Genomic DNA, 26,818 nt, shown 5'->3' on the forward strand with positions numbered 1-26,818 from the left:
GGTCCCGGCCACTTCTCCCCCGACGTCCTCGCCCAGCCGCAATCCCGCGCCGTCACTCACCGGGTTGGAGCGCAGCAGCATGTCGCGCGCGTGCGGATGGATGAAGCGTTCGCGAAGGTCGGGCGATGCCTGAAATCCGCCGGTTGCGAGCAAGGTAGCAGCCGCGCGGACCAGCACGTCGCCGTCGGCGTGCCGCGTCAGCGCGCCGGTGATCGCGCCGGCCTCATCCCGCGTCAGCTCCATCGTCTCTGTGTCGAGCATGATGTAGCCGCCGTGCTGCTCCACGATGGTGGCGCAGCCGCGTATGTGGCCGGCGATGTCGATCTGATATCCCTGCCCGTGCAGCACATCCATCCGCGGCGACAGGCTGATCTCGCGGCGACGCAACCAAGCAATCGCGTCGGGATAGGTGTCGAACACCACCCGGCCGAGCGCGGGATCGCCGCCGCCGTAGAGGGTCATCTTCTCCGGCGACGACGCCGTCCAGAGCACGCCGCCGGACAGAACAGCGGAACCACCGAGCGCGGCGGCGCGCTCGACCACGATCACGCGCGTGCCGTGCTCCGCCGCCCATCCGGCGGCAGACATGCCGGCCATGCCGCCGCCGATGACGAGCAGGTCGCACTCAACCTCGTGCGCCGGAACGTCGGTCATCAGAACTTCGTCTCCAGTTGCAGCACGACGGCGCGCGGCTCGCCGGCGACGGTGAAGACCTCTCCGGTGCCCCCGGGCTTGTCGATACCGATCGTGGCGTAGCGCTGGTTGGTCAGGTTGCGTCCGATCAGCGCGACCGAGTAACGCCCACCAGCCATGTCGAAACGCGCGCCGGCATTGAGGGTAAGAAAGCCGTCCTGGTACGAGACCGGATTAAGGTTCAACCCGCTGTAATAGCCGGTTGTATAGCGGACGTCGGCGTTCAGCGTGGTGGCGACGTCCGGTGACAGATCAAAGGTCTTCAGGACACCTGCAGTCCCGATGAACTTTGGTGCGCGATAGACGCTGCGGCCCGACAGATCCTGCGCCGTGGTGTTGCCGATCGGTAAACACCCCTGTGCGGCGGTTTGCCCGGTATAGCATTGCGCGCCAGGGAAGCGATCATAGTGCGCATCGTTGTACGACGCCGTACCACGAAGCGTCAGCCCGCCTACCGCGCGATACGCTGTTTCGAATTCAACACCCTGCGCCACCGTGTTGGCAGCGTTCTGCGTCACGTAGGTCAGCGTATTTGCCGACACCGCCAGGATCGACGTCAGCGGAAGACCCTTGTAGATGTAGCGATAGCCGGTGAGGTTCGCGGTCAGGCGGCCGTTCATCAGCGTCGACTTCGCGCCGACCTCGAACCCGTTGACCGTTTCCTCGTCGAAGCTGAGCGTGTTGATCGTCGTGATTGCGCTTAGTGCACCGGGATTGGAGAAGCCACCGGCAAGGAAGCCGGTCTTGTACGCACCGTACAAGGTCAGTTCACGGCTGGGCCGCCAAGTCAGCGTTGCTTCGGGCGAGATATTGTCCTGGCTCTTCTCGCCGACGATCCGCACGCCGACGGGTAGCTGCCCGGTCACCAGCGGGTGGCGGTAAACGTTGCCGGAGTTTACCTCATTATGCTGCTTGGTATATCGCGCGCCGCCGGCCAGTTCGAGCTTCGGCGAAATGTTCAACACGGCCTGACCGAACACCGACCATGCGCTGGATTTGTTCAGCTGCGTGTTGTCATTGGAATTGTAGCGTCCGGTCGCCGGGTCGCGCGGCAGCGGGCCGCTCGCCGCGCCAACGAACAGGTCGCGCTTGTTATGTTCGTAGTGACCGCCACCGGCGAAGTTCAGCGCGCCGTCGAACGAGGTTGTCGCGCGGATTTCCTGATAGAAGCTCTTGTTCTTTTCATTACTGTATGACCAGAAGTAGGAATAAGATGTCGCGTCAGCGTTACCCTGACTGACATAGTCATAGTCGTAATAACCAGTCACCGAAGTTAGTATAACTGCATCCCCTTCATAGTTCAGCGTCAAGGTTGGCAGCAGTGTATTGTTCTGGGAGAACGGCGTACCATTGTTGTATCGGTTGACCTGAGACCAGTTCTGCAGGATCTGCGGCGAAATCCAGCCTTGCGACGATTTGTCGTTCAGCTTGCAGTCGCCGGTCGGATCGACGATGCCGCCGGTTGTGACCGGCTTCGTGCGACCACCGGGACAGCCCATGATCTCGCTGAAGCTCTGAATGCCCTGACCACGATAGCTGCTGGCCAGCATCTTGAAATTGGCAGAGAAGCCCGCGTCATTGTCGTAGGTGAGTGTCACACGCCCGGCCAGCTTGCGCTCTGCACCCAGGCGCGACGGCGCAGCCGGAACGAAGGTACTGCCCGTGGCGGCGCTGCGCACGACGTCGACCACGCCGCGATCCTGGTTGCGGATATAGCCGTCGCTGCTGCTGCCGAACACCGCAACGCGCAGTCCGAAGCCATTGCCGAGCGGCCCGCCCGCCGCCGCCTCGACCTGCAGATTGCGTGACGTAAATTCGTAGCCTGTCCGCGCGTAGGCGTTGAAAGTCTTGCCCGGATTGGCCGAGCGGATGGAGACAACGCCACCCGGCGAGTTCTTCCCGAAAAAAACCGCCTGCGGGCCCTTCAGGACGTTCAATTGCTCGACGTCAAACAACGCGTCATTCAGCACACGCCCGCGGCTGATCGCCATGCCATCAAAGTCGAGCAACACCGACTGCTCCACACCCGAGTCGATCGACGAGGAACTGACACCGCGCAGCGAGATGGAAGAAGCGGAGCCAGTGAACCCGCGATCGAGCGTGATCTCCGGCGCCGCAATCCTGATATTGGCGACGGAGGTCAGGTCGTATTGCCGGATCTGCTGCTGATCGATCACCGTGGCGGCGACGGGTACGTCCTGCAATCGTTCAACACGGCGACGGGCCGTTACCACGATCTCGCCGCTGTTAGCGGCCCCTGGACGGGTGGTTTGTTCCTGCTGGTCGCCGGGAAGCGTCGCGGCCGGAGTGGCGGGCGACCCTTGTGCAGCGTCGCTACCCGGAACCTGCTTCGTCGGCTCAACCGCGGGCTGGTTGCTTGCAGGAGCCGTTTGCGCATGCGCAACAGCCGCTAGCGACAGCGTCCCCAGACTGACTGCTGTGAGCAGGCACTTGGTCCACTTGGCGTTCATTTACCCTCTCCTCCATTATAACGGCCTCTCTGTGCCGCCTTGTTCTCGCGATCGCTGACCCTGACCCATTCGCGCGCGCTGCCGGAGTGACGGTTGGCGTAGCGGATTTGAGTGGGTCCTTCGTTCCGCCCGCCCTTCCTGCAACATCGGTATGATGGTGCGTGCTCGGCGACGCCTTGAACGGCGTCGGCAGGGCTGCTGAAATCCCGGTTAGCGCGTGCTCTGCTGAAAGCGGACGCCGCCACGCTGTCGCGATCTGGCATCCTTAACAAAGTCGACGGTCCGATTGCTCGAAGTCCACGGTTCAACGATCCTCACCCGAGACGATCGCCGGAGTCGTTCGTCCGGTCGGTCGACTACACATGGTTAGTCGACCGACCGGTCGGCTGTCAACGCTTCATTATCGCCGATCGTTTGCCAAACGGCGACGCAGCGCCGGCCGACGCTGCTCGTGAGGTGCCCGGGATCAGAACAGCGTGATGATGCTGAGATAGCCGTTCAGCGCAGGCGAAAAGCGCGGCGTGTAGATCGGGTGCACCGTCACGCCCAGGCCTGGCTGCAGGTAGATACCCGCGCTGACACGCAGCGCATAACTGGCAGTCACGGCAAAGGTGTTATGGTAATTGCCTTGTCCCGGCGGCGTCCGCGCTGCCAACCCTTGCGGGCTATAGACGTTGAAGGTCGAGACGAGCGATGCGAGGTCGAAAGGCCGGCTCGCGAGCAAACCGACCGCGTACAAGCGGCCTTCGTAATATTGCGTGTAGAAGTTCTGCTGCGGCGGTGCGTAATTAATTGTGCCGCCGGCGTAGAGACCGCGGAACGGCTTGGTGGTATCGACCTGCGTCAGCTGCCGATCCGCCGCCGCGAACAGCGCGAAATTGTCGCGCGTCTCGCCCGGACGACCGAAGCGCGCGAATTGCGTTGTGTTGTAGATGCCGCCGGCACGGATCCAGGTCGATTTGACGCCGGGTGCGGACGGGTGATTGAAACCTACCTCGTCGATCATCAGCACGCCGGTCCCGGGCGGAGAGAAGCGGAAGCCGCCCGGGTTGACCGCATTTTCCGCGGCCGCGCCACCTGGCGGCAGGCTGCGCTGCACGCCGATCTTGTTGTACAAACCGTTCTTCGACTTGACCCGCAGGTTGAAGCCGGGCGCCGCGAAACCGCCGTAGCTGAGGCCGAGCTGGAACGGGATCGTCGCTTGCGGCCCCAGATTGCCGGTCGCCAGATTGCCGCCGACGTTGATGCCGAAGAACTCCTGCGTGTTGTCGATATAGCCAAGCTTGAAATCGACCGCGCCGCCGAACAACTCCTGATAGTAATGCAGGCGGCCGATCCGTACCTTTTTCGGACCGTTCACCGCGGGAAAACTGTTGTCGATAACGGAGAAGGTGGTCGCGAGCTGGCCGCCTTTCACTCCCACTTGCCCGAGGTCATAGGTCGCAGTGAGACTGACGGTGGTGTTGGTGCGGGTAATGCGCTGACCGTTGTAAAGCTGTGGTCCCTTGTATCCGCGATCGTTCTGCAGAAAATCATATTGGAAATTGGCCGTATTGATCGGGGAGATACCGATACCGATGTCGGCCAAGGCGTCACGAACACCGAGCTTGTCCCCCAGGATCGTATCCGCCACCTTCGGGTAGGGAATCGCCCAGCCTTTCAGGCTCAGGTCGTCGAACCGCTTGTAACGGTCCGGCGCCGGCGTTTCGCTGTCGTCCGGCAAGGCGGAGACGGTGGCGGGCTGTACGTCCGGTGTGGACGAAGGCGCAGTCTGGGTCGTCGTTTGCGCACCGGCTACGACGGGTGCCGAGGCGACCAGTGCAGCCGCGGCTACGATCGCAGTGCGATCGATGGTGTTACGCATCTACTCTCTCCGATTGATCGTCGCAGGTTCGTCAGCGGCTGCCCGCACGCTCCGCCTGCGCCCACGCCAGTTGCATTAATTCTGGCAGTACCTCGACCCGCTGCCGCGCTTGCGCGGACGCGGCCGAGCCGCGCAGCACGCGGCCCTTGATCCCGTGGAAGATCGCCGCCAGCCGAAAGAAGTTGAACGCGACGTAGAAGTCGTAGTTCGGCAAACCCGGTAATCCGCGCCGCGTGCAATAAGCGGCAAGATATTCCTGCTCGCTCGGCAGGCCGAGCGCGCCCACGTCCGCGTTGCCCAGGCCCGCGACGATGTGCGGCGGCATGCGATACATCATGGTATGATAAGCGAAGTCGGCGCCGCGGTGGCCGAGTGTGGAAAGCTCCCAGTCGAGCACCGCAAGGATGCGCGGCCCGGCGCGCGCGAAGATCATGTTGTCGCAGCGGAAATCGCCGTGGATGATGCCGGTGTCGTCGTCGCCTGCCGGTACATTGGCGTGCAACCAGTCGATCAGACGATCCATGTTTGCATCGCGACCCGCCTCGATATCGGAGTAGTACTGCCCCGACCAGCGCGCGATCTGCCGCGCGAAATAGTCTCCGGGGCGGCCGTAGTCGGCAAGGCCGACCGCGGCGGGATCGATCGCGTGCAGATCGGCAATCGCGGCGTTCATGGCGTCGAAATATCGGGCGCGCTCACCGCGGGGGACGTCGCTGAACGACGCGTCCCAGAACACACGCCCTTCGACCAGATCCATGACGTAGAAGGGCGTGCCGATCATCTCGGCCTCGGCGCATAGCGCATAGACGTGCGCGACCGGGTAGCCGACCGAGCCGAGCGCGCTTAGAACGCGCGCCTCGCGCTCGATCGCGTGCGCTCCCTTCAGCAGCACGCCAGGAGGCTTGCGTCGCAGCACATAGGCGCGCGTCGACGTGTCCAGCCGGTAGGTCGGGTTCGACTGCCCGCCGCGGAACTGCGTGACCCGGAGCGGCCCGGCATAGTCCGGCACGTTGGCGCGCATCCACTGCTCAAGCGCGGCCTCGTCAAAGGCAAAGCCGGCGCGGACGGCCGTCGTGCCGATATTGTCGGCGGCGTCGGTCACGATATCTTCTCCAAAACCTTGAGCCGAGAGGGGGCCGCGGCCCCGATCAGGCGCGCGTCAGAGCGTCTGGCCATCGTCCAGCGTGACGACCGATCCGGTCATGAAACGGCTTGCGTCCGACGACAGGAACAGGATCAGCGCGTCGAGCGCATCCTCGTCCATCACGCGCGGGCGCGCGAAGCCAGCGAGCAGTGCCGCACCCGCGGGCTGGTCCCAGATCGCCTCGTTCATCTCGGTCGCGACATAGCCGGGGCAGAGCACGTTGACGTTGATGCCCTTGCCCGCCCAATCCTTTGCCAGCGAACGTCCCATCTGCGCGACCGCCGCCTTGGTCGCGGCATAGGGTGCGATGCCGGCCGCGGGCTGGTGCGCGGTGATTGAGGAGATGATGGTGATGCGGCCGTTGCCGCGCTCGCGCGGGCCGGCGGCAACCATACGGCGCGCGCCCTCTCGCACGGTCAGGAACACGCCGCGCAGATTGACCGAGACCATGCGGTCGAAATCGTCGATGTCGAGCCCCATTGCGCTGCCCGCGACGTTCAACCCTGCGTTGGCGATCACGGTGTCGACCGGGCCGAACCGCGTCGCCGCGGCGTCATAGGCCGAGATGATCGACGCTTCGTCGGTGACATCAAGCGTCACCGCGATGGCCTCGCCGCCTGCCGCCGCGATCTCGTCGGCGAGTTCCGCCAGCAATTCGACCCGGCGTGCGCCGATCACGACCTTTGCCCCGCTCGCCGCCAGCAACGTGGCGAAGCGCCGGCCGAGGCCCGAGGATGCGCCAGTGACGAGCGCGACCCGCCCCGACAGGTCGAAGGAGAAAGCGGGCACGCTCACGCGGGTACCAGCGTGCTGATCGCGTGCGCGGCCATCGCCTTCTTGTCGAGCTTGCCCGTCGCGCCAACGACCATGCGATCGACCAGCAGCAAATGCTCGGGCCATTTCTTTCGCGATAGCCCCTCAGCTTGCAGGTGCGCGATCACCTGATCGAACGTCACGGGCTCGGCACCGTCGCGGATGCGGCACACGGCGCACGCCTGCTCGCCCAGCTTGCGTTCGGGCACGCCGACCACAGCGACCTCGGCGATGGCGGGATGGCGCAGCAGCGCCGCCTCGATCTCGGCAGGGTCAATGTTGAAGCCGCCGCGGATGATCTGGTCCTTGATCCGGCCGACGACCTTCACGAACCCGTCGTCGTCGCGCGTGATCTCGTCGCCGGTCAGGTAGAAACCGTCGGCGGTCAGCCGCTCCTGCCCCGCGCCAAGTCCCTCGGCATACCCGAGGAACAGCGACGGACCGCGCACGCCCGCCTGCCCGCGCACGCCGCGCGGCAGCGGTTGTTCGTTGGCGTCAAACGCTTCCTCCTGCGTGCCCGGAAATGGGATGCCGTCAAAATTCTGCCGTCGATCGAGCGGGTCGCCAGGACGCGCCGAGCTATGCCCCATGCACTCCGACATGCCGAACATGCGCAACGCCTTCAGCCCCAGCAGCCGGTCGGCGTCGGCAATCAGTTCGGGCGTCATCGCGCTGCCGCCGACTGCGCAGGCATGCAAGGGGAGCCGGCCTACCCAAGCGCCAGTGCGCGCGGCCTCGACCATCGTGAACAGGTGCGTCGGCACCATGATCGCCCACCCACCATTGTACCTGATCGCGCGGTCCATTGCGGCGGACGGTTCCCACGGATCGATCATGACGAGCGGATGGCCAAGCGAGAGCGCGAAATGCGCGGTGAAGGTATAGCCGGGTGCGCTGTCGAGCGGGACGATGCCGAGGATCGAGTCACCCGGTTGAAGCCCTGCGATCATGGCGCAGGCGCGCGTGGCGTAGTTGAGCGCGGCGCGGCCGTGCATCACGCCCTTGGGCACGCCGGTCGACCCGGAGGTGAAGCCGATCAACGCGACATCGATGCGTGCCGGGCGTTCGGCGGCGGGATGATCCATCGCCTCGATCGTCACGGCGTCTTCGCTGCCCGCCTGCGCATGCGCCGCGTGACCAAGCCGTGCCTCCAGCACGGCGCGATCCGCTTGCGTCAGCTTGGGCGAATATGGGCAAAACGTCGCGCCGAGCAACGACACGGCGAGCGCGATCGCGAGCGTGCCGGCGCGCTTGTGCCCGGCGACGAGCACGCGCGATCCAACACCAACGCCCGCTCCGGCCAGTTGCGCCGCGACGGCGTGTGCGCGTTCCTGCAGTTCGGCGCGGCTCCAGCGGCGGTCGTCGCAATCGATCAGCGCCACCGCGCTCGCGTCGGACTGCGCGAGCCGCTCGAACTGCGTCCACAGGCTGTCGTCGCTCCAGTGGAGATCGCCGGCAGAAAAGTCAGCCAAGAGATTGTCCCCCGTCCACGAGGAAGGTTTGTCCGGTGATGAAGCTGCCCGCGTCCGAGGCGAGCAGCGCGAGCGTGCCCGACACCTCGTCGGGCCGACCAAAACGGCCGAGCAGGATGCCGGCGCGGGTCTTTTCCTGGATCGCGGGATCGAGCGTTTCGGTCATGCCGGTCTCGATCGAGCCGGGCGCGATCGCGTTGACGCGGATGCCGTGCTCCGCCCATTGCGCGGCGAGGTCGCTGGTCAGATGCACGATCGCCGCCTTGCTGGTGGTGTAAGGCACCACCTGCCCCGCGTCGGGGCGATAGGAGATGAACGCGCCGACCGAGGCGATGTTGATGATCGCGCCCTGTCCTTGCGTGATCATGTGGCGCGCGGCGTGGCGACAGGCGAGAAAGGTGCCGGTCACGTTGACGTCCATGACCTTGCGCCAGCCCTTGAGCGGAATGTCCTGCGGCAAACCCCACCACGATGCGCCGGCATTGTTGACGAGGATGTCGAGTCCGCCGAGCTGGTCGACCGTCTCAGCGACCGCGCGCTCGACCGACTCCTCGTCGGCGATGTCGCAGGAGATGCCGATCGCCTTCACACCGAAGCGCCGCGCAATGTCGGCCGCGAGACCTGCGCACTCCTCGCCGTTGCGCGACGCGAGCGCCACCGCGCATCCCAAATCGGCGAGCGTCGCGGCCATAGCCTCGGCGAGCGCACCGCGCCCGCCGGTGATGAGCGCGCGCCGCCCGTCAAGGCGGAACGCGTCGGCGGCGAAGCCGGGTGACAGCGGCGCGCCGGCCTCAGCCATTGCTCTGCTGCCCGCCGAGCAGGTCGACCTCGTCGGTAATGAGGATGATGCGGCGGCCGCCCATCCCCTTCGTCTGCGCGGTCGCCGCCTTCCACTCAGGTGAGGCGAAGGCGACGTCGAGCTCCGCCTGGTCGGCGAAGGTCAGCACGGCGTGCCCGTCCCAGCCCGGCACCTCGGGGCTGTCATAGTCCTTGGTCACGACGCCATGGCGATACGCAACCAGACCGGGCAGCACCTTGGCAGCATCGGCGTGGGGGCCGCGCCACCATTCGGTGAAGCGCGCCTGCGTCCAGTCGGTCGGACGACTGGCGAGCACGACCATGCTGACCGCCATCGTCTTAGTTACCCGTCCAGACCGGCTTGCGCTTTTCGAGGAACGCGGCAACGCCTTCCTTCGCGTCGGCCGAGTGATGGACGACGTTGCAGGTCATCGTCTCGAGCGTGATCAGCGAGTTGGTGTCCGCATCCATGCCGCGGTTGAGCGCCATCTTGGTCATCCACATGCAGAACGGGCTCTTGTCGATCAACGGCGCGCAGAAGTCCTGGATCAGCTGCTCCAGCGCATCGCCGCTCGGCGCGGACGCGTTGCACAGGCCCCATTCGACGCACTCGGTGCCCGACAGGAGCTTGCCGGTCAGCATCAGTTCCTTCGACTTGCGCATGCCGATGTAGCGCGGCAGGCGGTAGATCGGCCCGGCACCGCCGAACAGCGCACGACGGATGTGGAAATCGCCGATCTTGGCGTCGTCGGCGGCAATGCCGAAGTCGCACGAGATGAACAGCTCGAACCCGCCGGCGACCGCATAGCCCTCTACGCAGGCTATCGTCGGCTTCTTCATGTTGTAGATCTTGTCGTAGGTGCGCGCGGAATCGATCGCGAGCTGGAGCGAGGTGCTCGATTCGTGCAGCACCGGCCCGACGAGCTGATCGAGGTCGGCACCCGCGCAGAAGGTGTTGCCGCGACCGCGGAACACCACCGCCAGTGCGTTCTTGTCTTCGGCGGCGCGGTCGACTGCGGCCTCGAGATCGCGCAGCAGCTGCGGGCTGACGCAATTGCGCTTGTGCGGGCGATTGAGCCAAATCGTGCAGATGCCGTTGTCGGCCAGCTCATACTGGATGACGTCGGTTTCCTGCGTCACCGGCTGCTTGTTCACATATTCGCTTGCCATGATGTTAGCTCCCTCGAAGGTTGGTGTGTGATAGGTCAGGCGACTGGTTCGGCCACCGGTTCGAGCAGGCCGCCCACCGCCATCCAGGCGGCGATGCCAGCCGCCGGAATGGCGCAGAGCGTCGCTTCGGCGATTTCCGCGTCACTGGCACCGGCGCGGCGTGCGCCGTCGACGTGGCGCGCAGCCATCGGGCTGTAGCCGGCGGCGAGGATCGCAAGCAGCAGCAGCTCACCGTGCTTGGGCGACAGCGGATTGGCGTCGATGCTGCCGCGGCGCATCAGGTAATAAGCATCAGCCGCGCGGGGCGACAGGCGTATCAGCTGTGCCAGCGGCGTCGGGATCGTGCCGAAATACTCGCGAAAATTCGCCTCCGCCTCGCCGGGCTCCGCCTTCACGAGCGCGGCATCGGGGGCGGTGTCGCCGAGCGGCACGCACTCCTGGACCAATGCCGCAAATTCACCCGCAGCCCCCTCGCCGCGAAGGCTGCTGAGCACGATGATGCCGGCGAGTGCATCCGTTACTGACAAGCCGAGCGCGACACCGCGCTTCAGCTCTTGCCGCGCCAGATCGGGATAGCGACGATCCGTCGCAGCAACGGCGACGAACAAGGCCTTCAGCCGCGCGGAAACTGCACCGTCGGTATCGATCACCGCGCGAAAATCGGCATATCCGGCGAGCGTATATGGGGCATGGGCACGCAGCAGCGCGACCTTGTCCAATGCTGTTTCTTCGTGGTTCGACATCGTCGCTCTCCTGTCGATCATTGTGTCGACCGCCCGGTCGGGCGTCAACGGGCTTTCTTCCACCTAACCCTAGTGACAGGGCGGCTGGTCGCATCAGTCATCAACTACGAAACACGTTGACACCCGACCGGTCGGTCGAATAGCCATGCTGCCGACCGAATGGTCGAACGATATGCCTGATCGCGTAGCGGACAACCAGCAGCGATCATCAGGGGATGGATGATGAACTTCGAGCAGTCGGAACGATCGCTGGCGTGGATGGAGCGGGTACGCGCGTTCATGGACGCGCACATCATTCCCGCGATCCCGACCTATCACGCGCAAGCCGCCGCGATCGATCGCTGGACCGAAATCCCGCCGGTATTCGAAGAGTTGAAGGCCAAGGCAAAGGCGGAAGGGTTGTGGAATTTCTTCATGCCGCCGTCGGACCACGACGACGAATATTTCACCAGCCCTGGGCTCACCAACCTCGAATATGCGCCGATCGCCGAGTTGATGGGCCGCGTCTCGTTCGCGAGCGAGGTGTTCAACTGCATGGCGCCCGACACCGGCAATTTCGAGGTGCTCCACCGCTACGGCACGCCAGCGCAGAAAGAGCGGTTCATGCTGCCGCTGCGCGACGGTGTCACGCGCTCGGCCTTCCTGATGACCGAGCCCGCGGTCGCTTCGTCGGACGCGCGCAACATCCAGACCGCGATCCGCCGTGACGGTGATCAATACGTCATCAACGGCCGAAAATGGTGGTCGTCCGGCGCGGGCCATCCAAGGTGCGACTTCTTTGTGCTGATGGGCAAGACCGATCCAGACGCCGCCGCCTATCATCAGCAATCGATGATCCTGGTGCCGCGCGACACGCCGGGCGTGACGCTGGTGCGTCACCTGCCGGTATTCGGATACGATCACGCACCGCACGGCCATTTCGAGGTGCTGCTGGAGGACGTACGCGTGCCGGCGGAGAACATGCTGCTCGGCGAAGGACGCGGGTTCGAGATCGCGCAGGGCCGCCTCGGGCCGGGTCGCATTCATCACACGATGCGCAACATCGCCACGATGGAGGTCGCGCTGGAGAAGATGTGCCGTCGACTGCTGACGCGCCGCACCTTCGGCAAGACGATCGCCGAGCATTCGGTGTGGGAAGAACGAATCGCGCGCGCGCGCTGCGAGATCGAGATGGCGCGGCTGTTGTGCCTCAAGGCCGCGCACATGATGGACACGGTCGGCAACAAGGCTGCGCGAGCCGAGATCGCGATGATCAAGATCGCCGCGCCCAAGATGGCGCAGCAGATTGTCGACGACGCGATCCAGGCGCACGGCGGCGCGGGCGTGACTGACGATTTCGGCTTGGCCGAACTATGGGCGAACACGCGCATCGTACGCCTAACCGATGGCCCGGACGAGGTGCACGAACGGCAGCTCGCACGCATGGAGCTCGACAAATACCGCGCGGAGCTGTCGGCATGAACGCGCCGGCGGCGATGATCGGCCAGACCGCGGCGGTCGCGCCCGGCACCGCGTTCGACGAGGCGGTGCTCGAGCGGTACCTTGCCGGCGCGGTCCCCGGCTTCGCGGGCCCGATGCGGGTGGAGCAGTTCCAGGGCGGGCAATCCAACCCCACATTCCTGCTGCACACGCCCGACGCGCGCTACGTGCTTCGGCGCAAGCCCGCGGGTGTGCTGCTCGCCTCCGCGCACGCGGTCGACCGCGAATACCGCGTGACCCGCGCCTTGTTCGAGGCGGGCCTGCCGGTGCCCGAGCCGCTGGTGCTCTGCGAAGACCTGAATGTCATCGGCTCGATGTTCTACGTTATGCGCCACATTCCCGGACGTGGTTTCTGGGACCCGCGCATGCCGACGCTGTCGCCGCCCGAGCGCGCAGCAGTGTACGATTCCGCGAACGAAACACTCGCGCGCCTTCACCTGGTCGATTATGGCGCGCTCGGACTGTCCGACTATGGTCGACCAGGCAATTACTTCGCACGCCAGATTTCGCGCTGGTCGCGCCAGTACGAGGCGTCGCGCACCGACGATCTGCCGGAAATGGACAGGCTTACCGCCTGGCTACCGGGCGCGATCCCGAGCGGCGATGACCGCACGACGATCATCCACGGCGATTACTCGTTCCACAACCTGCTGATCCACCCGACCGAGCCGCGTGTCGCCGCGGTGATCGACTGGGAATTGTCGACGCTGGGCGATCCGCTGGGCGACCTGACCTACCATATGATGGAATGGTTCCGGCCGGAAGGCGTCGACGTGCGTGGCACGCTGCGCGGCGCCGATCTCACCGCGCTCGGCATCCCGACCGCACGCGATTACGCGCAGGCATACCGCGACCGCACCGGGTTCGACGTTGATCCGACCCACCCCTTCTACACCGCGTTCAACCTGTTCCGGGTCGCGGCGATCCTGCAGGGTATCGCCGGACGCGCACGCGACGGCGTGCAGACCGCCGACAATGCGGGCGAGATCATCCAGCGCATCAAACCGCTTGCGCGCGCCGCATGGGCCTCCGCGCAGGAGGCGGGCGCGAGCTGAACTGATCGCCATCACCACACGCCAACGATGATGCGACCCGCAGCGATAGCGGGCGACGAGGAGAGGCCGGATGATCACAAGACCAAAACATTGGGCGCTGGGCGTATCCGCGCTGACGCTGATCGCCCCCCCGGCCCATGCGCAGACCGGCGATCCTGCGCTGACCGCTCCTGCTTCCCCCGCGTCTCCACCCGCACAAACGCCCGCATCGCAGCAGCCGGTTGCGGCCGAAGCGACGTCGACGCCCACGGCTACGGCAACGCCCAGCGACGATATTGTCGTCACGGCAACGCGCCGCGCCGAGCGGCTGCAGGACGTGCCGATCGCGGTGAGTGCGCTCGGGTCCGAGCAGATCCAGGCGCGCAAGGTCGATAGCTTTTCTGAAATCGTGAAGATTGCCCCAGGTCCGACCTTCGTGCCGGTCAAGGGCACATCGGTCATTACCGTGCAGATCCGCGGCCAGGGAACGATCAACGACTCGCCCGGTCTCGAGAGCCCCGTCGGGGTGTACATCGACGACATCTTCTACGGCACGCTCGCTTCGTTCGACGCCAATCTGTTCGACGTGTCGCAGGTGTCGGTGCTGCGCGGTCCGCAGGGAACGACCTTCGGCCGCAACGCGGTCGGCGGCGCGCTGGTCATTACCAACAACCTGCCCGAAATGGGCGCGAGCAGCGGACGCGCCAGCGTCACCGCGTCGGATTTCTCGGGCGGACGCGGCGGGATCGAAGCTGACGGCTTCATCAACGTGCCGCTTGGCGACACGCTCGCCGGGCGCTTCGCCTACGGGGTCAAGGATGTCGGCGGATATCAGCGCAACCTGCAAACGGGCCATTACCTCGCCAACAACAAGGTCGCGGCGTACCGCGGATCGCTGCGCTGGCAGCCGAGCGACAAGTGGGACGTGGTTGGCAGCCTGTCCTACCTGAAACGCGGCGGCTACGGCGACGGACCGACGATCGTCGGTGACGGCTCGGTCGGGGCCGCGGTCAAGGCGCGGACCGACGGCGACCTGCACAAGGTACTGCTCGACGACGACGGTTATACGCGGCGCACGATCGTCGCCGCGCTGCTCAACGTCGGGTATGAAACCGGGATTGGCCGTGTCAGCTCCATTACCGGTTATCGGTATCTCAAATCGCAACTGGCCGAAGATGCGGACGGCGGGCCCAATCCCGTCAACTATCCCTCGCTCAACACCAACGACGAGTGGCAGGTGAGCCAGGAGTTCCGCTTCACCTCCGATCTGGGCGGACCGTTCGACTTCGTCGCGGGCGCGTATTTCGGGTACGAGGACCTGAACCACAGCATCGTCTTCGGCTTCGACGGGCGCGACCCGAACCTCTACTTCTCCGTGCTCAACCAGGGACGCTACACACCGGGCCAAGTGTTTGAAGGTCAGATCGAGAACCGCAGCTTCGGCCCTTACGCGGAAGGCAAGTACAAGCTGAGCGACAAACTCTCGCTGACCGCGGGGCTGCGCTACAGCTACGAGCGCAAGACCGGCTACACCCGCCACATCGGGTCGTCGCCGTTCCAGGGCGGCGCTTATTACCAGCAACTGCCCGCCAACGACGACGCGGTCGACAGTTGGACCGGCTGGACCCCGCGCTTCATCGCCGAATACCGCCCGGTGCGCGGCAGCCTGTTCTACGCCTCGGCGTCGCGAGGTTTTCAGGGCGGCGGGTGGAGCTTCAACGTCCGCACGCCCGCCGCTGCGGCGACCCCGCTGAAAGCGCAGACAACGTGGAGCTACGAGATTGGCACCAAGACCGATCTGTTCAGTCGGGCGTTGACGCTGAACGTCGCAGCGTTTCACGCCGACACGTCCGACCTGCAAGTTCGATCACAGGTCGACGGTGTGTTTCAGGACTCGAACGCAGGCGAACTTCGCGCGCGCGGCGTGGAGGTCGAGGCCGTGATCCGGCCGGCGCGCGGCTTATCGTTCGGCGCCAATTACGCCTACACCGACGCCTTCTACAAAAGCTTTGTCGGCTGCACTGCCGGAGGGCTCGACTGTACCGGCAATCAGGCACCGTTCACGCCGAAGCACGACTTTACCGCACTGCTCGACTACACCGCCGATCTGGCAAACGGGTCGTCGCTCGCCTTACACTTCGACACGAAGTTCGCCAGCGCGTTCCAGCTGGCCCCGACCGGGCTAGGACAACGCGCGGTGCCGCTGACCGAACGCAAAAACGTCGCCAGCACGTCGCTGACCTATACGCCGCCGTCGGGTCGGTGGGACGTACGCGTGTGGGCGCGCAACCTTTTCGACAAGCAGTACGTGACCAACGGGCTGCAGTATAATTTCTACCACGTCACCCGCGCCGAAGTGGCGGCGACGCCCGGCGGACTCGGGGCCCTCGACGTCGAGCGCGTCAGCGTCGCGCCGCCGCGTCAGATCGGTGCCACGCTGACGTTACGGTACGGGAAGTGACATGCGCGAAGGATCGACCATGACCGAAGCACCGAGCGCAGGCGCGCGCAGGCTGGCCTTGCTGCTGCTGATCGTGGTGTCGGTGTTCAACTACCTCGACCGCACCATCATCTCGATTCTGCAGGTGCCGATCAAGCGCGACCTGTCACTCAGCGATGCGCAGCTCGGCGCGTTGACCGGTCTAGCCTTCGCGCTGTTCTACTCGACCTTGGGCGTACCGATCGCGCGGCTGGCGGATCGCTACAGCCGGCGCTGGGTGATCGCGGGATCAATCGCGCTGTGGAGCGCGATGACCGCGATCAGCGGCTTCTCGACCAGCTTCGCGGCGCTGGTGTTCTTCCGCATCGGCGTGGCGCTGGGGGAGGCGGGCAGTATTCCCGCGACCCACTCAATGCTCGCCGATTATTATCCGCCAGAGCGACGCGCGACGGCGCTCGCGATCTGGGGGCTCGCGCTGCCGATCGGCGTGATGCTCGGCTATCTGAGCGGCGGGTGGCTGGCGCAGGCGATTGATTGGCGCGCGGCATTGTGGATCGTCGGCGGTGTCGGCGTACTGCTCGCGCCCCTCATCCTCGCGCTGCTGCGCGAGCCCACACGTGGTCGCTTCGACAGTGGACCGGCACCCGCCGCGATGCCGGGGCAAGAGGGTTTGCGCGTCATGGCGCGTCGACCCAGTCTGTTGCTGCTGTTCGCGGGCGGCGCGCTCAACAATCTGGTGCTGAGCGTCGCGCTCAACTGGAACGCGCCCTTCTACGCGCGGCTGCACGGCATGGCGCTCGGCGACATCGCCACCGCCTTGTCGCTGATGACGGGTATCGGTGGCGCGATCGGCATCTTTGCCGGTGGTTGGCTGACCGATCGTATCCGCGCCGACACGCCTGAGCGTCGCCCGATCCTGACAGGCATCGCGCTGCTGCTGACCACGCCGGCGGCGTTGGTTCAGCTGCAGACGGCCTCGACCGCCGTCTCGCTGGCGGCGGGTGCGATCACCGTGCTGCTGCTGTTTTTCTATTATGCGCCAATTATCGCCATGACGCAGTCGCTGGTGCCCGCATCGATCCGCGCCTTCACCTCGTCGATCCTGCTGCTGAGCGTCAACATCATCGGCCTCGGTCTTGGGCCTTGGATGACTGGTATTCTGAGCGACATGCTAGGCGGCGGTGATCAGTCGTTGCGAACGGCGATGACAATCATCTCGTTCTTCGGACTGGCCGCGGGCGGGTGCTTCCTCCTTGCCGCGCGCTTCTACGCAAAGGATCTGCGGAAATGACCAGCTGGGCAGACGGATGCGCCGTGATCACCGGCGCGGGTAGCGGCATAGGCGCGGCGCTGGCGCGAGAGGCCGCGGCGGCAGGCATGAACGTCGTACTGGCCGACATTGCGGAGACCGAGGCGCAGGCGATCGCGGCCGAGATCGGTGCGGACCGTACGCTGGTGGTGCGCTGCGACGTGACGCGCGAGGGCGATCTGGTCGCGCTGGCCGACGCCGCTGAGGCCCGGTTCGGGCGCGTCGGACTGCTCTGCAACAACGCCGGGATCGTCCCGGGCGGACGCCATCGCCGCGTTTGGGAATATAGCGACAAAGACTGGCAATGGTCGCTCGGCGTCAACCTGAACGGCGTGCTGCATGGCATGCGGGTGTTCGTTCCCCGCCTCCTCGCGGCGGGAGCACCCGCGCACATCCTCAACACCGCATCGGTTGCGGGAGTGGTCAGCGGGTCAGGCTCGGCCTGCTACGGCGCGGCGAAGCACGCGGTCGTGCGCGCCACCGAGGCGCTCTACGCCGGCTTGCAGGAGATCGACGCGCCGATCGGCGTCACCATGCTGCTGCCGGGCCTCGTCGCGACGCGCATCTACGAGGCGGAGCGCTCGCGTCCGCCGGCACTGGCTCATCCCGAGGGGACGCCGCGTGAGTCCGCCGACCTGGAGGCAATGCGCGACGATCTCTACCGCAACGCAATCACCGCGGAACAGACCGCCCGAATCGCGTTTGACGGTATACGCCGCGGCGACTTCTACGTGTTCACGACCGACGCGTTCGATCCCGCGATCGCGGCACGTGCCGACGCGATCCTGGCGCGCCGAAACCCGACGTTCGAGAGCATCGTCGCGATGAGCCGCAAGGATGCGGGACTTGCCGATACGAGCGAGCAGTGACGCGGTGAAATCATTCGCCGATCGCCACGTGCTGGTCACCGGCGCGGCGAACGGGATTGGCCTCGCCGCTGCGCGAGCGTTTCTGGATGCGGGCGCGACCGTGTGGCTGGCGGACCGCGACCGCGAAGCGCTGGACGCAGCCTGCGCCCGTCTGCCCGATGGGACGCCTCACCACGCGGTCGCCCTCGACGTCACCGACGAGGCCGACTGGACACGTGCGGCCGCGCTGATCGATGATCAGGCGGGGCGACTCGACGTGCTCGTCAACAATGCGGGACGCGGCAACTTCTGCACCCTCGCCGATCTGTCGCTCGACGAGTGGCGCGCCGTGCGCGCGGTCATCGTCGACAGCCTGTTCCTCGGTACGCGCGCGATGATGCCACTGCTCGCCCGGTCCGATCACGCCGCGATCGTCAACATCGCCTCGATCCGTGGGATCATCTCAGGACCGGGCTCCAGCGCCTACTCGGCCGCGAAGGGAGCCGCGCGCATGTTCGGCAAGGCCGCGGCGCTCGAGTTCGCCGCGCAGGGATCGCGCATTCGCGTCAACACGATCAACCCCGGCCTGATCGACACGCCGCTCGCCCGCGCGGTGTTCGACGATCCTGCGATCAAGGCCAGGCGGCTGGCCGACATTCCGCTCGGGCGCGCGGGGAATGCCAAGGAGATCGCGGCGGCGATTCTCTTCCTCGCGGGTGACGGTGCCGGCTATATCACCGGCACCGACGTGACGATCGATGGCGGGCAGACCGCCGGCTGAGCGTCAGGCGGCGACCAGAAGCGTGCCGGCATTCCCGCCGGAGAACAGGTCGACGAAGGCGTCGGGCAAGCGCTCGAACCCGCGTCGCACGTCGACCTGCACGGAGACGCGTCCCTCCGCCTGCCATTGCCGCAACCGCTCGCGGGCCGTCGAGGCGCGATCGACGAAGTCACCGACCACGAAGCCTTCCATGCGGATCCGCCCGTAAACGATCTTCATCATGTCGCTCGGACCAGGTGCGCCGCCCGGCCGATCATAGGCCGAAATCTGACCGCACAGCACGATCCGGCCGTGATCGGCCATGTGGTCGACTGCCGCCTGCAACTGCTCGCCGCCGACATTGTCGAAGAACAGGTCGATCCCTGATGGGCATAGTTCGGCGAGCCGCTCGGCAACGTTCTCCGCGCGATAGTCAATCGCCGCATCGACACCGGTGACATCGACCAGATGCCGGCACTTCGCCGCGCCGCCGGCAATGCCGATCACGCGGCAGCCGGTAACCTTGCCGATCTGGCAGACGAGCGAGCCGACCGACCCGGCCGCGCCCGACACGACCAATGTCTCGCCCGCGACCGGGCGTCCGATGTCGAGCAGGCCGAAGTACGCGGTCAAGCTGTTGGGCGAGTAGAGCCCCATCGCATCCTCAAGCGACACGTCGTCTGGAACCGGGAACGGCGGCACGGCCGCGCTGTCCGGGCGCACGACGCTCAGATTTTCCCAGCGCGCCATCGCGACCATGCGGCTGCCGACCGCATAGTCGGCGTGTTCGGATGCGATTACCTCGCACGCGGTCATGCCCGCGATCGTGCCGCCGATCGGGATCGACCCGCGATAGCTTCCGCCGTCGTTCAACCAGTTTCGGATCGTCGGCGCGACCGAGAACAAGTGGTTGCGCACCAGCACCTCGCCCGTCTTAAGCAGAGGAGCCGCGAACGGCTCGCTCACCAGCGCGAAGTCACTTGCCTTGATCGCACCGTCCGGCCGCGCGGCGAGTGTCCAGCGGCGATTGACGCTCATGCCGCGAGCGCCTGTCGCGCCTGCGCAGCGCTGCCGGACGCGCGCGCAAGCAGCATGACGCGGCGAAGCCCGCGCCCGACCGCCAACTCGTCGGTCACGCCCATGCCACCGTGCAGATGCACTGCATCCTCCGCCACTGCCTGCGCCTTTTCCGCGGCATAGGCTTTGGCAGCCAGCGTCGCGCGGACGAACCCTGCATCGCTCCGATCCGCGACCGCCGCCTTCAACAACAGCGAACGGCTCTGCTCGATCGCGACGAACATGCGTGCGAGCTTGTGCTGGACGACCTGGAACGACCCGATCGCGACACCGAACTGCTTGCGCTCGCGCGCGTAGGCGACCGCCTGCTCGTAGAGCGTCGTCATCGCGCCGACGAGTTCGGCTGTGTGGCACAGACGCACGGTCGCGAGACATGCATCCACCTCGGCCGCGGTAACGTTTAGTGGGGTCGCGGCACAATTAGCGAGCAACACCGTCGCGCCCGGCGTCCCGTCGATCAAGCGCACCGGCGTGACCGTCACACCCGTGGCCTCCGGTTCGACGACCCACGCGCGCTTATCAGCGAGAACGACGGTCGCGGCCGCTCCCGCCGCCCACGGCACGATGCCGAGATCGCCCGCGAGCGTGTCGCCGCGCGCATTAACCGGTGCCTGTGCGAGCGCCAGATGGTGTTCTCCCATCAGCGCCGGCTCGACCCAGCGGGTGGTGCGGCCCGCGTCGCCCGCACGCGCGATCAGGTCCGCCGCGCCGCCGATACTCTCGGCGAGCGGGGTGATCGCGAGCGCGCGGCCCATCTCCTCGGCGATGATCGCCGCGTCCTGCGGCCGTCCGCCGGTGCCGCCCGCCGCCTCGGGCAGCAGGAACGACAAGAGGCCGAGTTCGGCGACCGCACGCCACGCGTCGTGCGGCATCGGCCCCTTGCCCATTGTAGTGGCGTCGCTGCCGTCCGCCAGAAAGCGTCTTACGGTCTCGCGCAGCAGCACCTGCTCGTCGTCGGGGATCAGGTCCATCTCAGACGCGCTCCACGATCGTCACATTGGCGATCCCGCCACCCTCGCACATCGTCTGCAACCCATAGCGGCCACCGCGCGCGTGCAGCGCGTGAACCAGCGTCGCCATCAGCTTCGCACCCGTTGCACCCAGCGGATGACCAAGCGCGATCGCGCCGCCGTTGACGTTCAGCTTCGCCGGGTCGGCACCCAGTGCCTTCAGCCACGCCATCGGAATCGATGCGAATGCCTCATTGACCTCGAACAGGTCGATGTCGTCGAGCGACAGCCCGGCCCGCTGCAACGCGCGCCTGGTCGCCGGTATCGGCTCCTCCAGCATGATGACGGGATCGCCCGCGGTGACGGTCAAATTGTGGATGCGCGCGAGTGGGGTCAGGCCGTGCTGCTTCATCGCCTGTTCGGAGGCGACCAGCACGCCGCTTGCCCCGTCGCAGATCTGGCTCGCCGAGGCGGCTGACAGCGTGCCATTGGGACTGAGCAGCTTCACCGTGCCGATCGATTCGAGCGAGGCGTCGGCGCGCACGCCCTCGTCATGGTCGTGGACGTGCCGGCTGCCATCTGCTTCGATCGTCGTGACGGGCACGATCTCCGCCTTGAACGCCCCGGCATCGCGCGCCGCCACCGCCTTGCGGTGGCTGTCGAGCGCGAACTGGTCGAGCGCGGCCCGGTCGAAGCCGTACTTGTCCGCGATCATCTGCGCGCCGGTGAACTGGCTAAAGCTATCGACGCCAAAGCGCTTCTGGATGCTGGGCGCGAACGGGCCGCTGCCCATGCCCGCTTGCGCGGCGAGCGTGACAGGCGAGCCCATGTGGACGCGCGACATGCTTTCCACCCCACCCGCGATCACCAGGTCCTGCGTTCCCGACATCACCGCCTGCGCGGCGAAATGGAGCGCCTGCTGCGAGCTGCCGCACTGGCGATCGATCGTGACCGCAGGAACGCTCTCGGGCAAGGACGAAGCGAGCACGACGTTGCGGCCGAGCGCGAAGGTCTGCTCGCCCACCTGGCTGACGCAGCCGATGATGACGTCGTCGATCGCAGACGGATCGACGCCCGTCTCGGCGAGGATCGCATCGATAACGGTAGCGCCGAGGTCGGCGGGGTGGATGCCGGCGAGGCGTCCGTTGCGACGACCACCGGGCGTGCGGCGAGCGGAAACGATGAAAGCGTCAGGCATGGAAAAGTCCTCTGCGCGTCACAGGCCGACGGCGGCCTTGGCGATGATATTGAGCTGAACTTCGCTTGTGCCGCCGAAGATCGACCACGCACGCGCGTTCAGGTAGCGGACCGAGGCGAGCGCAGCCTCGGGCGGGCCGATGCCCTCTGGAGCGTCGGCGGCGTGGAACGGGCGTTCGGCGGGCAGTTGCAGCCCGGCCAGGCCGAAGGCGTCGACCGCCAGCGCCTCGATCCCCTGGCGCACCTCCGAGGCGATCAGCTTGACCGCGAGGCTGCGCGGATGCGGCGGCTCGCCGTGCTCGATCTCGAGCAGCGTGCGAAGCTCGCTCATCTCCAGCGCCTCGGCCTCGAGCCGTAGCCGCACCGCGCGGTCGGCGAGCTCACCCGACAAACTGGCGGCGCGCTCCAGCCGGTCGAGATCGGCGAGCAGTTGCGGCGCGTAGCCGGTACCGCCGCGCTCGTTCTCCAGCAGGAACTTGGCGATTGTCCAGCCCTGCCCTTCCGCGCCGATCAGATTGTCGACGGGCACGCGGACGTTTTCCAGGAACACCTCGTTCAGCTCGTGGTCGCCCGACGCGCTGATGATCGGGCGCACGGTGACGCCGGGCGTGTTCATGTCAATCAGCAGGAACGAGATGCCGCGCTGCGGCTTGCCGGTCGCGTCGGTACGAACGAGCGCGAACAGCCAGTTGGCGAACTGCGCCTGAGTGGTCCAGATCTTCTGACCATCCACGATGTATTCGTCGCCATCGCGCACCGCCCGTGTGCGCAGTGAGGCGAGGTCCGAGCCCGAGCCGGGTTCGGAGAAGCCCTGCGCCCAGATATGTTCGCCGCTTCGCAAGGGCGGCAGGAAACGCGCCTGCTGCTCAGGGGTGCCGTAGCTGAACAGCACCGGGCCGACGAGCTTCAATCCCATGCCCGGCAGCACCGGCGCACCCGCGCGTGCGGCTTCGGTCTCGAAGATCCAGCGTCGCACCGCGTCCCAGCCGGGACCACCCGCCGCCTCGGGCCAGAAATAGGTCAACCAGCCTTGTTGGTCGAGCGCGGCCTGCCATGCGCGATAAACGTCGGGCTCGGCGAACACGCCCGAGGTGAGCGTCGCACCGCGCCGCATCTCGGGCGTCAGCGCGGCGTCGAGAAACGCGCGAACCTCGTTGCGGAAGGCGACGTGTTCGGGAGATAGCGTCATATCCATTACGCGCGCTCCACGATCGCGACGCCCGAGACGCCGGGTGCGCCGTAGACGTGGGAATAGCCGAGCCGCGGATCACCCGGCACCTGCCGCGCCTCCGCCTGTCCCGTCAGCTGGCGGTAGTTCTCGTAGACCTGGCGCAGGCCCGATGCGCCGATCGGCTCACCGCAGGCGAGACAGCCGCCGTCAGTGTTAACAGGCAATTGCCCGCCGATGTGCGTGCGTCGCTCGGCGATCCACGCCTCCTGTTCGCCGTCGGCACAGAAGCCGTTCTCCGCCATGTGCATGATCTCTGCGCCCGACTCGGTGTCCTGCAACTGCGCCACGTCGATGTCGCCGGGCGCCACGCCCGCCATCTCGAACGCCGCGCGCGCAGCGATGACCGTCGGCGACGGCCCACGCACGATCGTCAGCGCTGGCGAGAAGACTTCGAAGGAGCCCGGCGGCCGGCTACGCACCGCTGCGGCGCGCAGACGTATCGCGGGCAGGCCAAGCTCGCGCGCGCGCTTCTCACTGGCAAAAATGAGTGCGACCGCACCTTCGGCGGGCGAGCAGAACATGAACTTGGTGAGCGGGTCGCTGACCATCGTCGAGGACAGGATCGTGTCCGCGTCGACCGGCTCACGCCGCCACGCGTGATCGGTTAGCGCCCCGTTCTCGAACGCTTTTTCGGCGACCTTGGCGAGCGTCGGCGCGGTGATGCCGTGCGCCGCCATGTAGCGCTGGATCTTCATCGCAAAGAACTGCGTGGTGAGCATCAGCCCGGTCTCGCCATACCATTCGGGCAAGCCCCATTCAGCGGGTTTGGGATCGAACGCGCCGCGCGGATGCTTGTCGAAACCGACCGCGATGCCGAGGTCGAACTCGCCCGACTTGATCGTCGTGTAGGCGCCGAACATCGCCGAGCCACCGGTCGCGCAGCCGTTGGCGACGTTGATGAACTGCACGCCGGTCAGCCCGAGCTCGGACACCATCGTGTCCGCTTTGCCCGCCGCGTCCGACCCGCCGTAAGCGAACTGGATGTCGCCCCATGACAGCCCCGCGCCGGCGAGCGCAGCGCGCACCGCATACGCACCCTGCTGCAACCCCGTCCGCTTGGGCGTGCGCCCAAAGCGGTGGATCCCTGCACCGATGATGTAAACGTCGCTCATGCCACGGCTCCGATCGGCGCGAAGGCGAACGACAGTCGCGTCGAGCCGTCGTTCAGCGTGAATGGCTCGGGCACCAGCCGCATCGGCATGTCGATGGCGAAGCCGTCAAGCGCAGCCCCGGTCAGCCGCCCCTCGACGATTACCGCATCGCCAAGTGCGACATAGCCGACCGCGTACGGCTCGAACGCGTCGGGTCCGGCATAGGGCGGCGACTTGGGCCGGAAACGCTGCACGGTCCACGACCACAAGGTGCCGGTGCGCGGCAGGTCGACGTGCTCGAACCGCTCAGGCTCGTCTGGCGCGGGAAAGACGATAGCGCCCGTCTCACGGTCGCGCCCGGCTAGCAGCGTGATCTGCCCGGCACTGTCGATGGTCAGCAACCGATCGTCGATCGGCGGCGGCGCGTCGCGCATGTCGTCTCTCCTCGTGGTGGAGAAACTAACCCGCGCCTTTCATTGACGCTTCTGACCTTTGGGTCAGCGCAGCGTGCCGAGGAACCCCAATTGCGCTGCCTTGAACAACGCTTGGTCACGGTTGACCGCGTCGAGCTTCTGCGCCGCCGCACGAATGTGGAAGCGGATGGTGGTGCGCTTCAGCCCCAGGATCACCGCGATGTCGTCGTTGGTCTTGCCCGCCGCCGCCCAGCGCAGGCACTCGACCTCGCGCTTGGTGAGCGCCAATCCGGCGAGTGGCTCGCGCGGGCGCTCGGTCACCTTCACGTAGCTGGCAATGAAGATGCGCGCGAGCAGCGCCAGCGCCTCGTCATGCCGCTGGTAGATGCCGGACAGATCATCCACCGTTTCATCGGGATGGATGAAGCTAGCCGCGCCGATCTGCCCGAACGGCAGGTGTACCGGCACGACGATTGCCGCGCGGGTCAGCGCGCGCGCCTCAAAGTCCGACAGGTCGAGCGACTGGAGCAAGGGATTGGGCGAGCGCGCGTGGATGCCGTGCGCGTTACACCAGAACGGCTCCGCCTCCAGCCGGCACGCGCGCGGCAAGGGCGAGGTGAGCGCCAGTTGCGGCACCTTCCACCAATCGGCATGCGCGCCCTCGGGCTGGAACACCGTGCTGGCGAGGACGCTGCCGTCCGCATCGGTCATCGGCGCGGAGGCGGCAATGTTGTGCGTCACGTTGACGTACAGGCCGGTCAGATCGGCGACTGCGTCGCGGAACGCCTCGGCCGCGCGGCGGATATCGCGCGGCGCGTTGATGCGGACCGAGTCGATGATCGTGTCGGCAATCAGCATGTAGAGCGGCGATGGCAAGCGGGGACGGTCATGCGACCTTGCGTATAGGCGCGCTCGTCCAGCCTGACCATTGTGACAGGGCTGAGGTCTCCGGCCGCGTGCTAACAGGCGGCGGAAGCACCAAGAGCGTGCGCGGGAGAGCGATCATGACATCAGCCGCCAGCTTTGATTTTACCGGCAAGACGGTGCTCGTGACCGGCGGCAGCCGCGGGCTGGGACGTGCCATGTCGCTTGGCTTCGCCGCTGCCGGCGCGAATGTCGTCGTGTGCAGCCGCAAGCGCGAAGCGTGCGATGAACTGGTCGCCGAGATAGGTGCGGCAGGCGGGCAGGCTGCGGCAATCGCCGGCAACGTCGGCGACTGGTCGAGCCTTGATCGCCTGATCGACGAGGCGGTCGCCGCGTTCGGAGGGCTCGACTGTCTGATCAACAATGCCGGGATCGCACCGGTCGCGGACAGCTCGGCCGCGATGAGCGAGGCACTGTTCGACAAGATCGTGGCGGTGAACACCAAGGGACCATTCCGCCTGTCGGCGCTGGCCGAACCGCATTTGCGCGCGCGGCATGGCTCGATCATCAACGTGACCAGCATCGGCGCGATCCGCCCGTCGCACGCCTATCCGGTCTATGCCGCGGCGAAGGGCGCGCTCAACATCCTGACGCGGTCGCAGGCGATGGAATTCGGCCCCGCGGTGCGCGTCAACGCGATCATGGCGGGGCCGTTCTGGACCGACATCTCCGCCGGCTGGCGCGAGGAATACGATCGCGACGCGCCTTCCGCGCTCAAACGGATCGGACGGCCTGAGGAGATCGTCTCCACCGCGCTATACCTCGCCAGCCCGGCGTCGAGCTACACGACCGGCGCGATCATCCGCGTCGACGGTGGTGTGTTGTGAGCCGGACAGCACCGCCAGCGATGAGCATGGCGGCGGCGCATGCGCGGCTCACAACACCAGACAGCCCGTT

24 protein-coding genes are annotated in these 26,818 nt (G+C 66.3%); 7 read left to right on the plus strand and 17 right to left on the minus strand.

Annotated features, from left to right (window positions below; genetic code table 11):
• The 10 genes from SMN802W_RS0114565 to SMN802W_RS0114610 form a co-directional block, all read right to left on the minus strand.
• Positions 1-654 (minus strand): FAD-dependent oxidoreductase (locus SMN802W_RS0114565; RefSeq protein WP_019517654.1); only part of this gene is annotated, 654 nt, incomplete at its 3' end.
• A complete protein-coding gene (locus SMN802W_RS0114570; RefSeq protein WP_083925812.1) occupies positions 654-3,164 on the minus strand; it encodes a TonB-dependent receptor in 2,511 nt (836 codons plus the stop codon). The genes SMN802W_RS0114565 and SMN802W_RS0114570, both read right to left, overlap by 1 nt.
• Before the next feature lie 466 nt (positions 3,165-3,630).
• Positions 3,631-5,028 (minus strand): carbohydrate porin, encoded by a 1,398-nt coding sequence (locus SMN802W_RS0114575; protein WP_019517656.1) that lies wholly within the window; start codon positions 5,026-5,028, stop codon positions 3,631-3,633.
• Between the two features lie 31 nt (positions 5,029-5,059).
• Positions 5,060-6,130, minus strand: coding sequence for a phosphotransferase family protein (locus SMN802W_RS0114580; RefSeq protein WP_019517657.1), 1,071 nt, complete (start codon positions 6,128-6,130; stop codon positions 5,060-5,062).
• 57 nt (positions 6,131-6,187) lie between these two features.
• On the minus strand, positions 6,188-6,967 hold the full coding sequence (locus SMN802W_RS0114585; RefSeq protein ID WP_019517658.1) for an SDR family NAD(P)-dependent oxidoreductase: 780 nt from the start codon (positions 6,965-6,967) through the stop codon (positions 6,188-6,190).
• Positions 6,964-8,457: a class I adenylate-forming enzyme family protein gene (locus SMN802W_RS0114590; RefSeq protein WP_019517659.1), complete on the minus strand. Its 1,494-nt coding sequence runs from the start codon at positions 8,455-8,457 to the stop codon at positions 6,964-6,966. The genes SMN802W_RS0114585 and SMN802W_RS0114590 overlap by 4 nt, the downstream gene beginning before the upstream one ends.
• Positions 8,450-9,256, minus strand: coding sequence for an SDR family NAD(P)-dependent oxidoreductase (locus SMN802W_RS0114595; RefSeq protein ID WP_019517660.1), 807 nt, complete (start codon positions 9,254-9,256; stop codon positions 8,450-8,452). The genes SMN802W_RS0114590 and SMN802W_RS0114595 overlap by 8 nt, the downstream gene beginning before the upstream one ends.
• On the minus strand, positions 9,249-9,590 hold the full coding sequence (locus SMN802W_RS0114600) for an EthD family reductase (protein WP_026326167.1): 342 nt from the start codon (positions 9,588-9,590) through the stop codon (positions 9,249-9,251). The genes SMN802W_RS0114595 and SMN802W_RS0114600 overlap by 8 nt, the downstream gene beginning before the upstream one ends.
• Positions 9,591-9,594: 4 nt before the next feature.
• Complete coding sequence (locus SMN802W_RS0114605; protein WP_019517662.1) at positions 9,595-10,425, minus strand: enoyl-CoA hydratase/isomerase family protein; 831 nt, start codon at positions 10,423-10,425, stop codon at positions 9,595-9,597.
• 35 nt (positions 10,426-10,460) lie between these two features.
• Positions 10,461-11,168, minus strand: coding sequence for a carboxymuconolactone decarboxylase family protein (locus SMN802W_RS0114610; protein ID WP_019517663.1), 708 nt, complete (start codon positions 11,166-11,168; stop codon positions 10,461-10,463).
• Between the two features lie 222 nt (positions 11,169-11,390).
• On the opposite strand from SMN802W_RS0114610, the gene SMN802W_RS0114615 reads away from it, so the two are divergent.
• The 6 genes from SMN802W_RS0114615 (at position 11,391) to SMN802W_RS0114640 (ending at position 19,059) form a co-directional block, all read left to right on the plus strand.
• Positions 11,391-12,629, plus strand: coding sequence for an acyl-CoA dehydrogenase family protein (locus SMN802W_RS0114615; RefSeq protein WP_026326169.1), 1,239 nt, complete (start codon positions 11,391-11,393; stop codon positions 12,627-12,629).
• Complete coding sequence (locus SMN802W_RS0114620) at positions 12,626-13,702, plus strand: phosphotransferase family protein (RefSeq protein ID WP_019517665.1); 1,077 nt, start codon at positions 12,626-12,628, stop codon at positions 13,700-13,702. The genes SMN802W_RS0114615 and SMN802W_RS0114620 overlap by 4 nt, the downstream gene beginning before the upstream one ends.
• 70 nt (positions 13,703-13,772) lie before the next feature.
• Positions 13,773-16,142: a TonB-dependent receptor gene (locus SMN802W_RS0114625; protein WP_019517666.1), complete on the plus strand. Its 2,370-nt coding sequence runs from the start codon at positions 13,773-13,775 to the stop codon at positions 16,140-16,142.
• A gap of 19 nt (positions 16,143-16,161) precedes the next feature.
• Entirely contained in the window at positions 16,162-17,412 is a 1,251-nt protein-coding gene (locus SMN802W_RS0114630) for a spinster family MFS transporter (protein WP_026326170.1), read from the plus strand.
• Positions 17,409-18,299 carry an SDR family NAD(P)-dependent oxidoreductase gene (locus SMN802W_RS0114635; RefSeq protein WP_019517668.1) on the plus strand — a complete coding sequence of 297 codons (891 nt, stop codon included), beginning with the start codon at positions 17,409-17,411 and terminating at the stop codon, positions 18,297-18,299. The genes SMN802W_RS0114630 and SMN802W_RS0114635 overlap by 4 nt, the downstream gene beginning before the upstream one ends.
• A gap of 4 nt (positions 18,300-18,303) precedes the next feature.
• Positions 18,304-19,059: an SDR family NAD(P)-dependent oxidoreductase gene (locus SMN802W_RS0114640; protein ID WP_019517669.1), complete on the plus strand. Its 756-nt coding sequence runs from the start codon at positions 18,304-18,306 to the stop codon at positions 19,057-19,059.
• A 3-nt stretch (positions 19,060-19,062) separates the two neighbouring features.
• Here SMN802W_RS0114640 and SMN802W_RS0114645 read toward each other — a convergent pair whose 3' ends face one another.
• The 7 genes from SMN802W_RS0114645 to SMN802W_RS0114675 form a co-directional block, all read right to left on the minus strand.
• Complete coding sequence (locus SMN802W_RS0114645) at positions 19,063-20,076, minus strand: NADP-dependent oxidoreductase (protein ID WP_019517670.1); 1,014 nt, start codon at positions 20,074-20,076, stop codon at positions 19,063-19,065.
• The gene (locus SMN802W_RS0114650) at positions 20,073-21,086 is read right to left on the minus strand and encodes an acyl-CoA dehydrogenase family protein (protein WP_019517671.1); all 1,014 of its coding nucleotides are present in this window, start codon (positions 21,084-21,086) and stop codon (positions 20,073-20,075) included. The genes SMN802W_RS0114645 and SMN802W_RS0114650 overlap by 4 nt, the downstream gene beginning before the upstream one ends.
• 1 nt (position 21,087) lies before the next feature.
• Complete coding sequence (locus SMN802W_RS0114655) at positions 21,088-22,263, minus strand: acetyl-CoA C-acetyltransferase (protein ID WP_019517672.1); 1,176 nt, start codon at positions 22,261-22,263, stop codon at positions 21,088-21,090.
• Between the two features lie 18 nt (positions 22,264-22,281).
• Positions 22,282-23,457 carry an acyl-CoA dehydrogenase family protein gene (locus SMN802W_RS0114660; protein WP_019517673.1) on the minus strand — a complete coding sequence of 392 codons (1,176 nt, stop codon included), beginning with the start codon at positions 23,455-23,457 and terminating at the stop codon, positions 22,282-22,284.
• The gene (locus SMN802W_RS0114665; protein ID WP_019517674.1) at positions 23,457-24,605 is read right to left on the minus strand and encodes a thiolase family protein; all 1,149 of its coding nucleotides are present in this window, start codon (positions 24,603-24,605) and stop codon (positions 23,457-23,459) included. The genes SMN802W_RS0114660 and SMN802W_RS0114665 overlap by 1 nt, the downstream gene beginning before the upstream one ends.
• Complete coding sequence (locus SMN802W_RS0114670; protein WP_019517675.1) at positions 24,602-25,018, minus strand: Zn-ribbon domain-containing OB-fold protein; 417 nt, start codon at positions 25,016-25,018, stop codon at positions 24,602-24,604. The genes SMN802W_RS0114665 and SMN802W_RS0114670 overlap by 4 nt, the downstream gene beginning before the upstream one ends.
• 63 nt (positions 25,019-25,081) lie before the next feature.
• A complete protein-coding gene (locus SMN802W_RS0114675) occupies positions 25,082-25,855 on the minus strand; it encodes a LuxR C-terminal-related transcriptional regulator (protein WP_019517676.1) in 774 nt (257 codons plus the stop codon).
• Between the two features lie 146 nt (positions 25,856-26,001).
• Between SMN802W_RS0114675 and SMN802W_RS0114680 the strand changes: the two genes are divergently transcribed.
• Positions 26,002-26,748 carry an SDR family NAD(P)-dependent oxidoreductase gene (locus tag SMN802W_RS0114680; RefSeq protein ID WP_026326171.1) on the plus strand — a complete coding sequence of 249 codons (747 nt, stop codon included), beginning with the start codon at positions 26,002-26,004 and terminating at the stop codon, positions 26,746-26,748.
• The last annotated feature ends 70 nt before the right edge of the window (positions 26,749-26,818 follow it).

It is taken from the genome of Sphingomonas sp. Mn802worker, assembly GCF_000382485.1.
In the GTDB taxonomy this organism is placed as follows: Bacteria; Pseudomonadota; Alphaproteobacteria; order Sphingomonadales; family Sphingomonadaceae; genus Sphingomonas.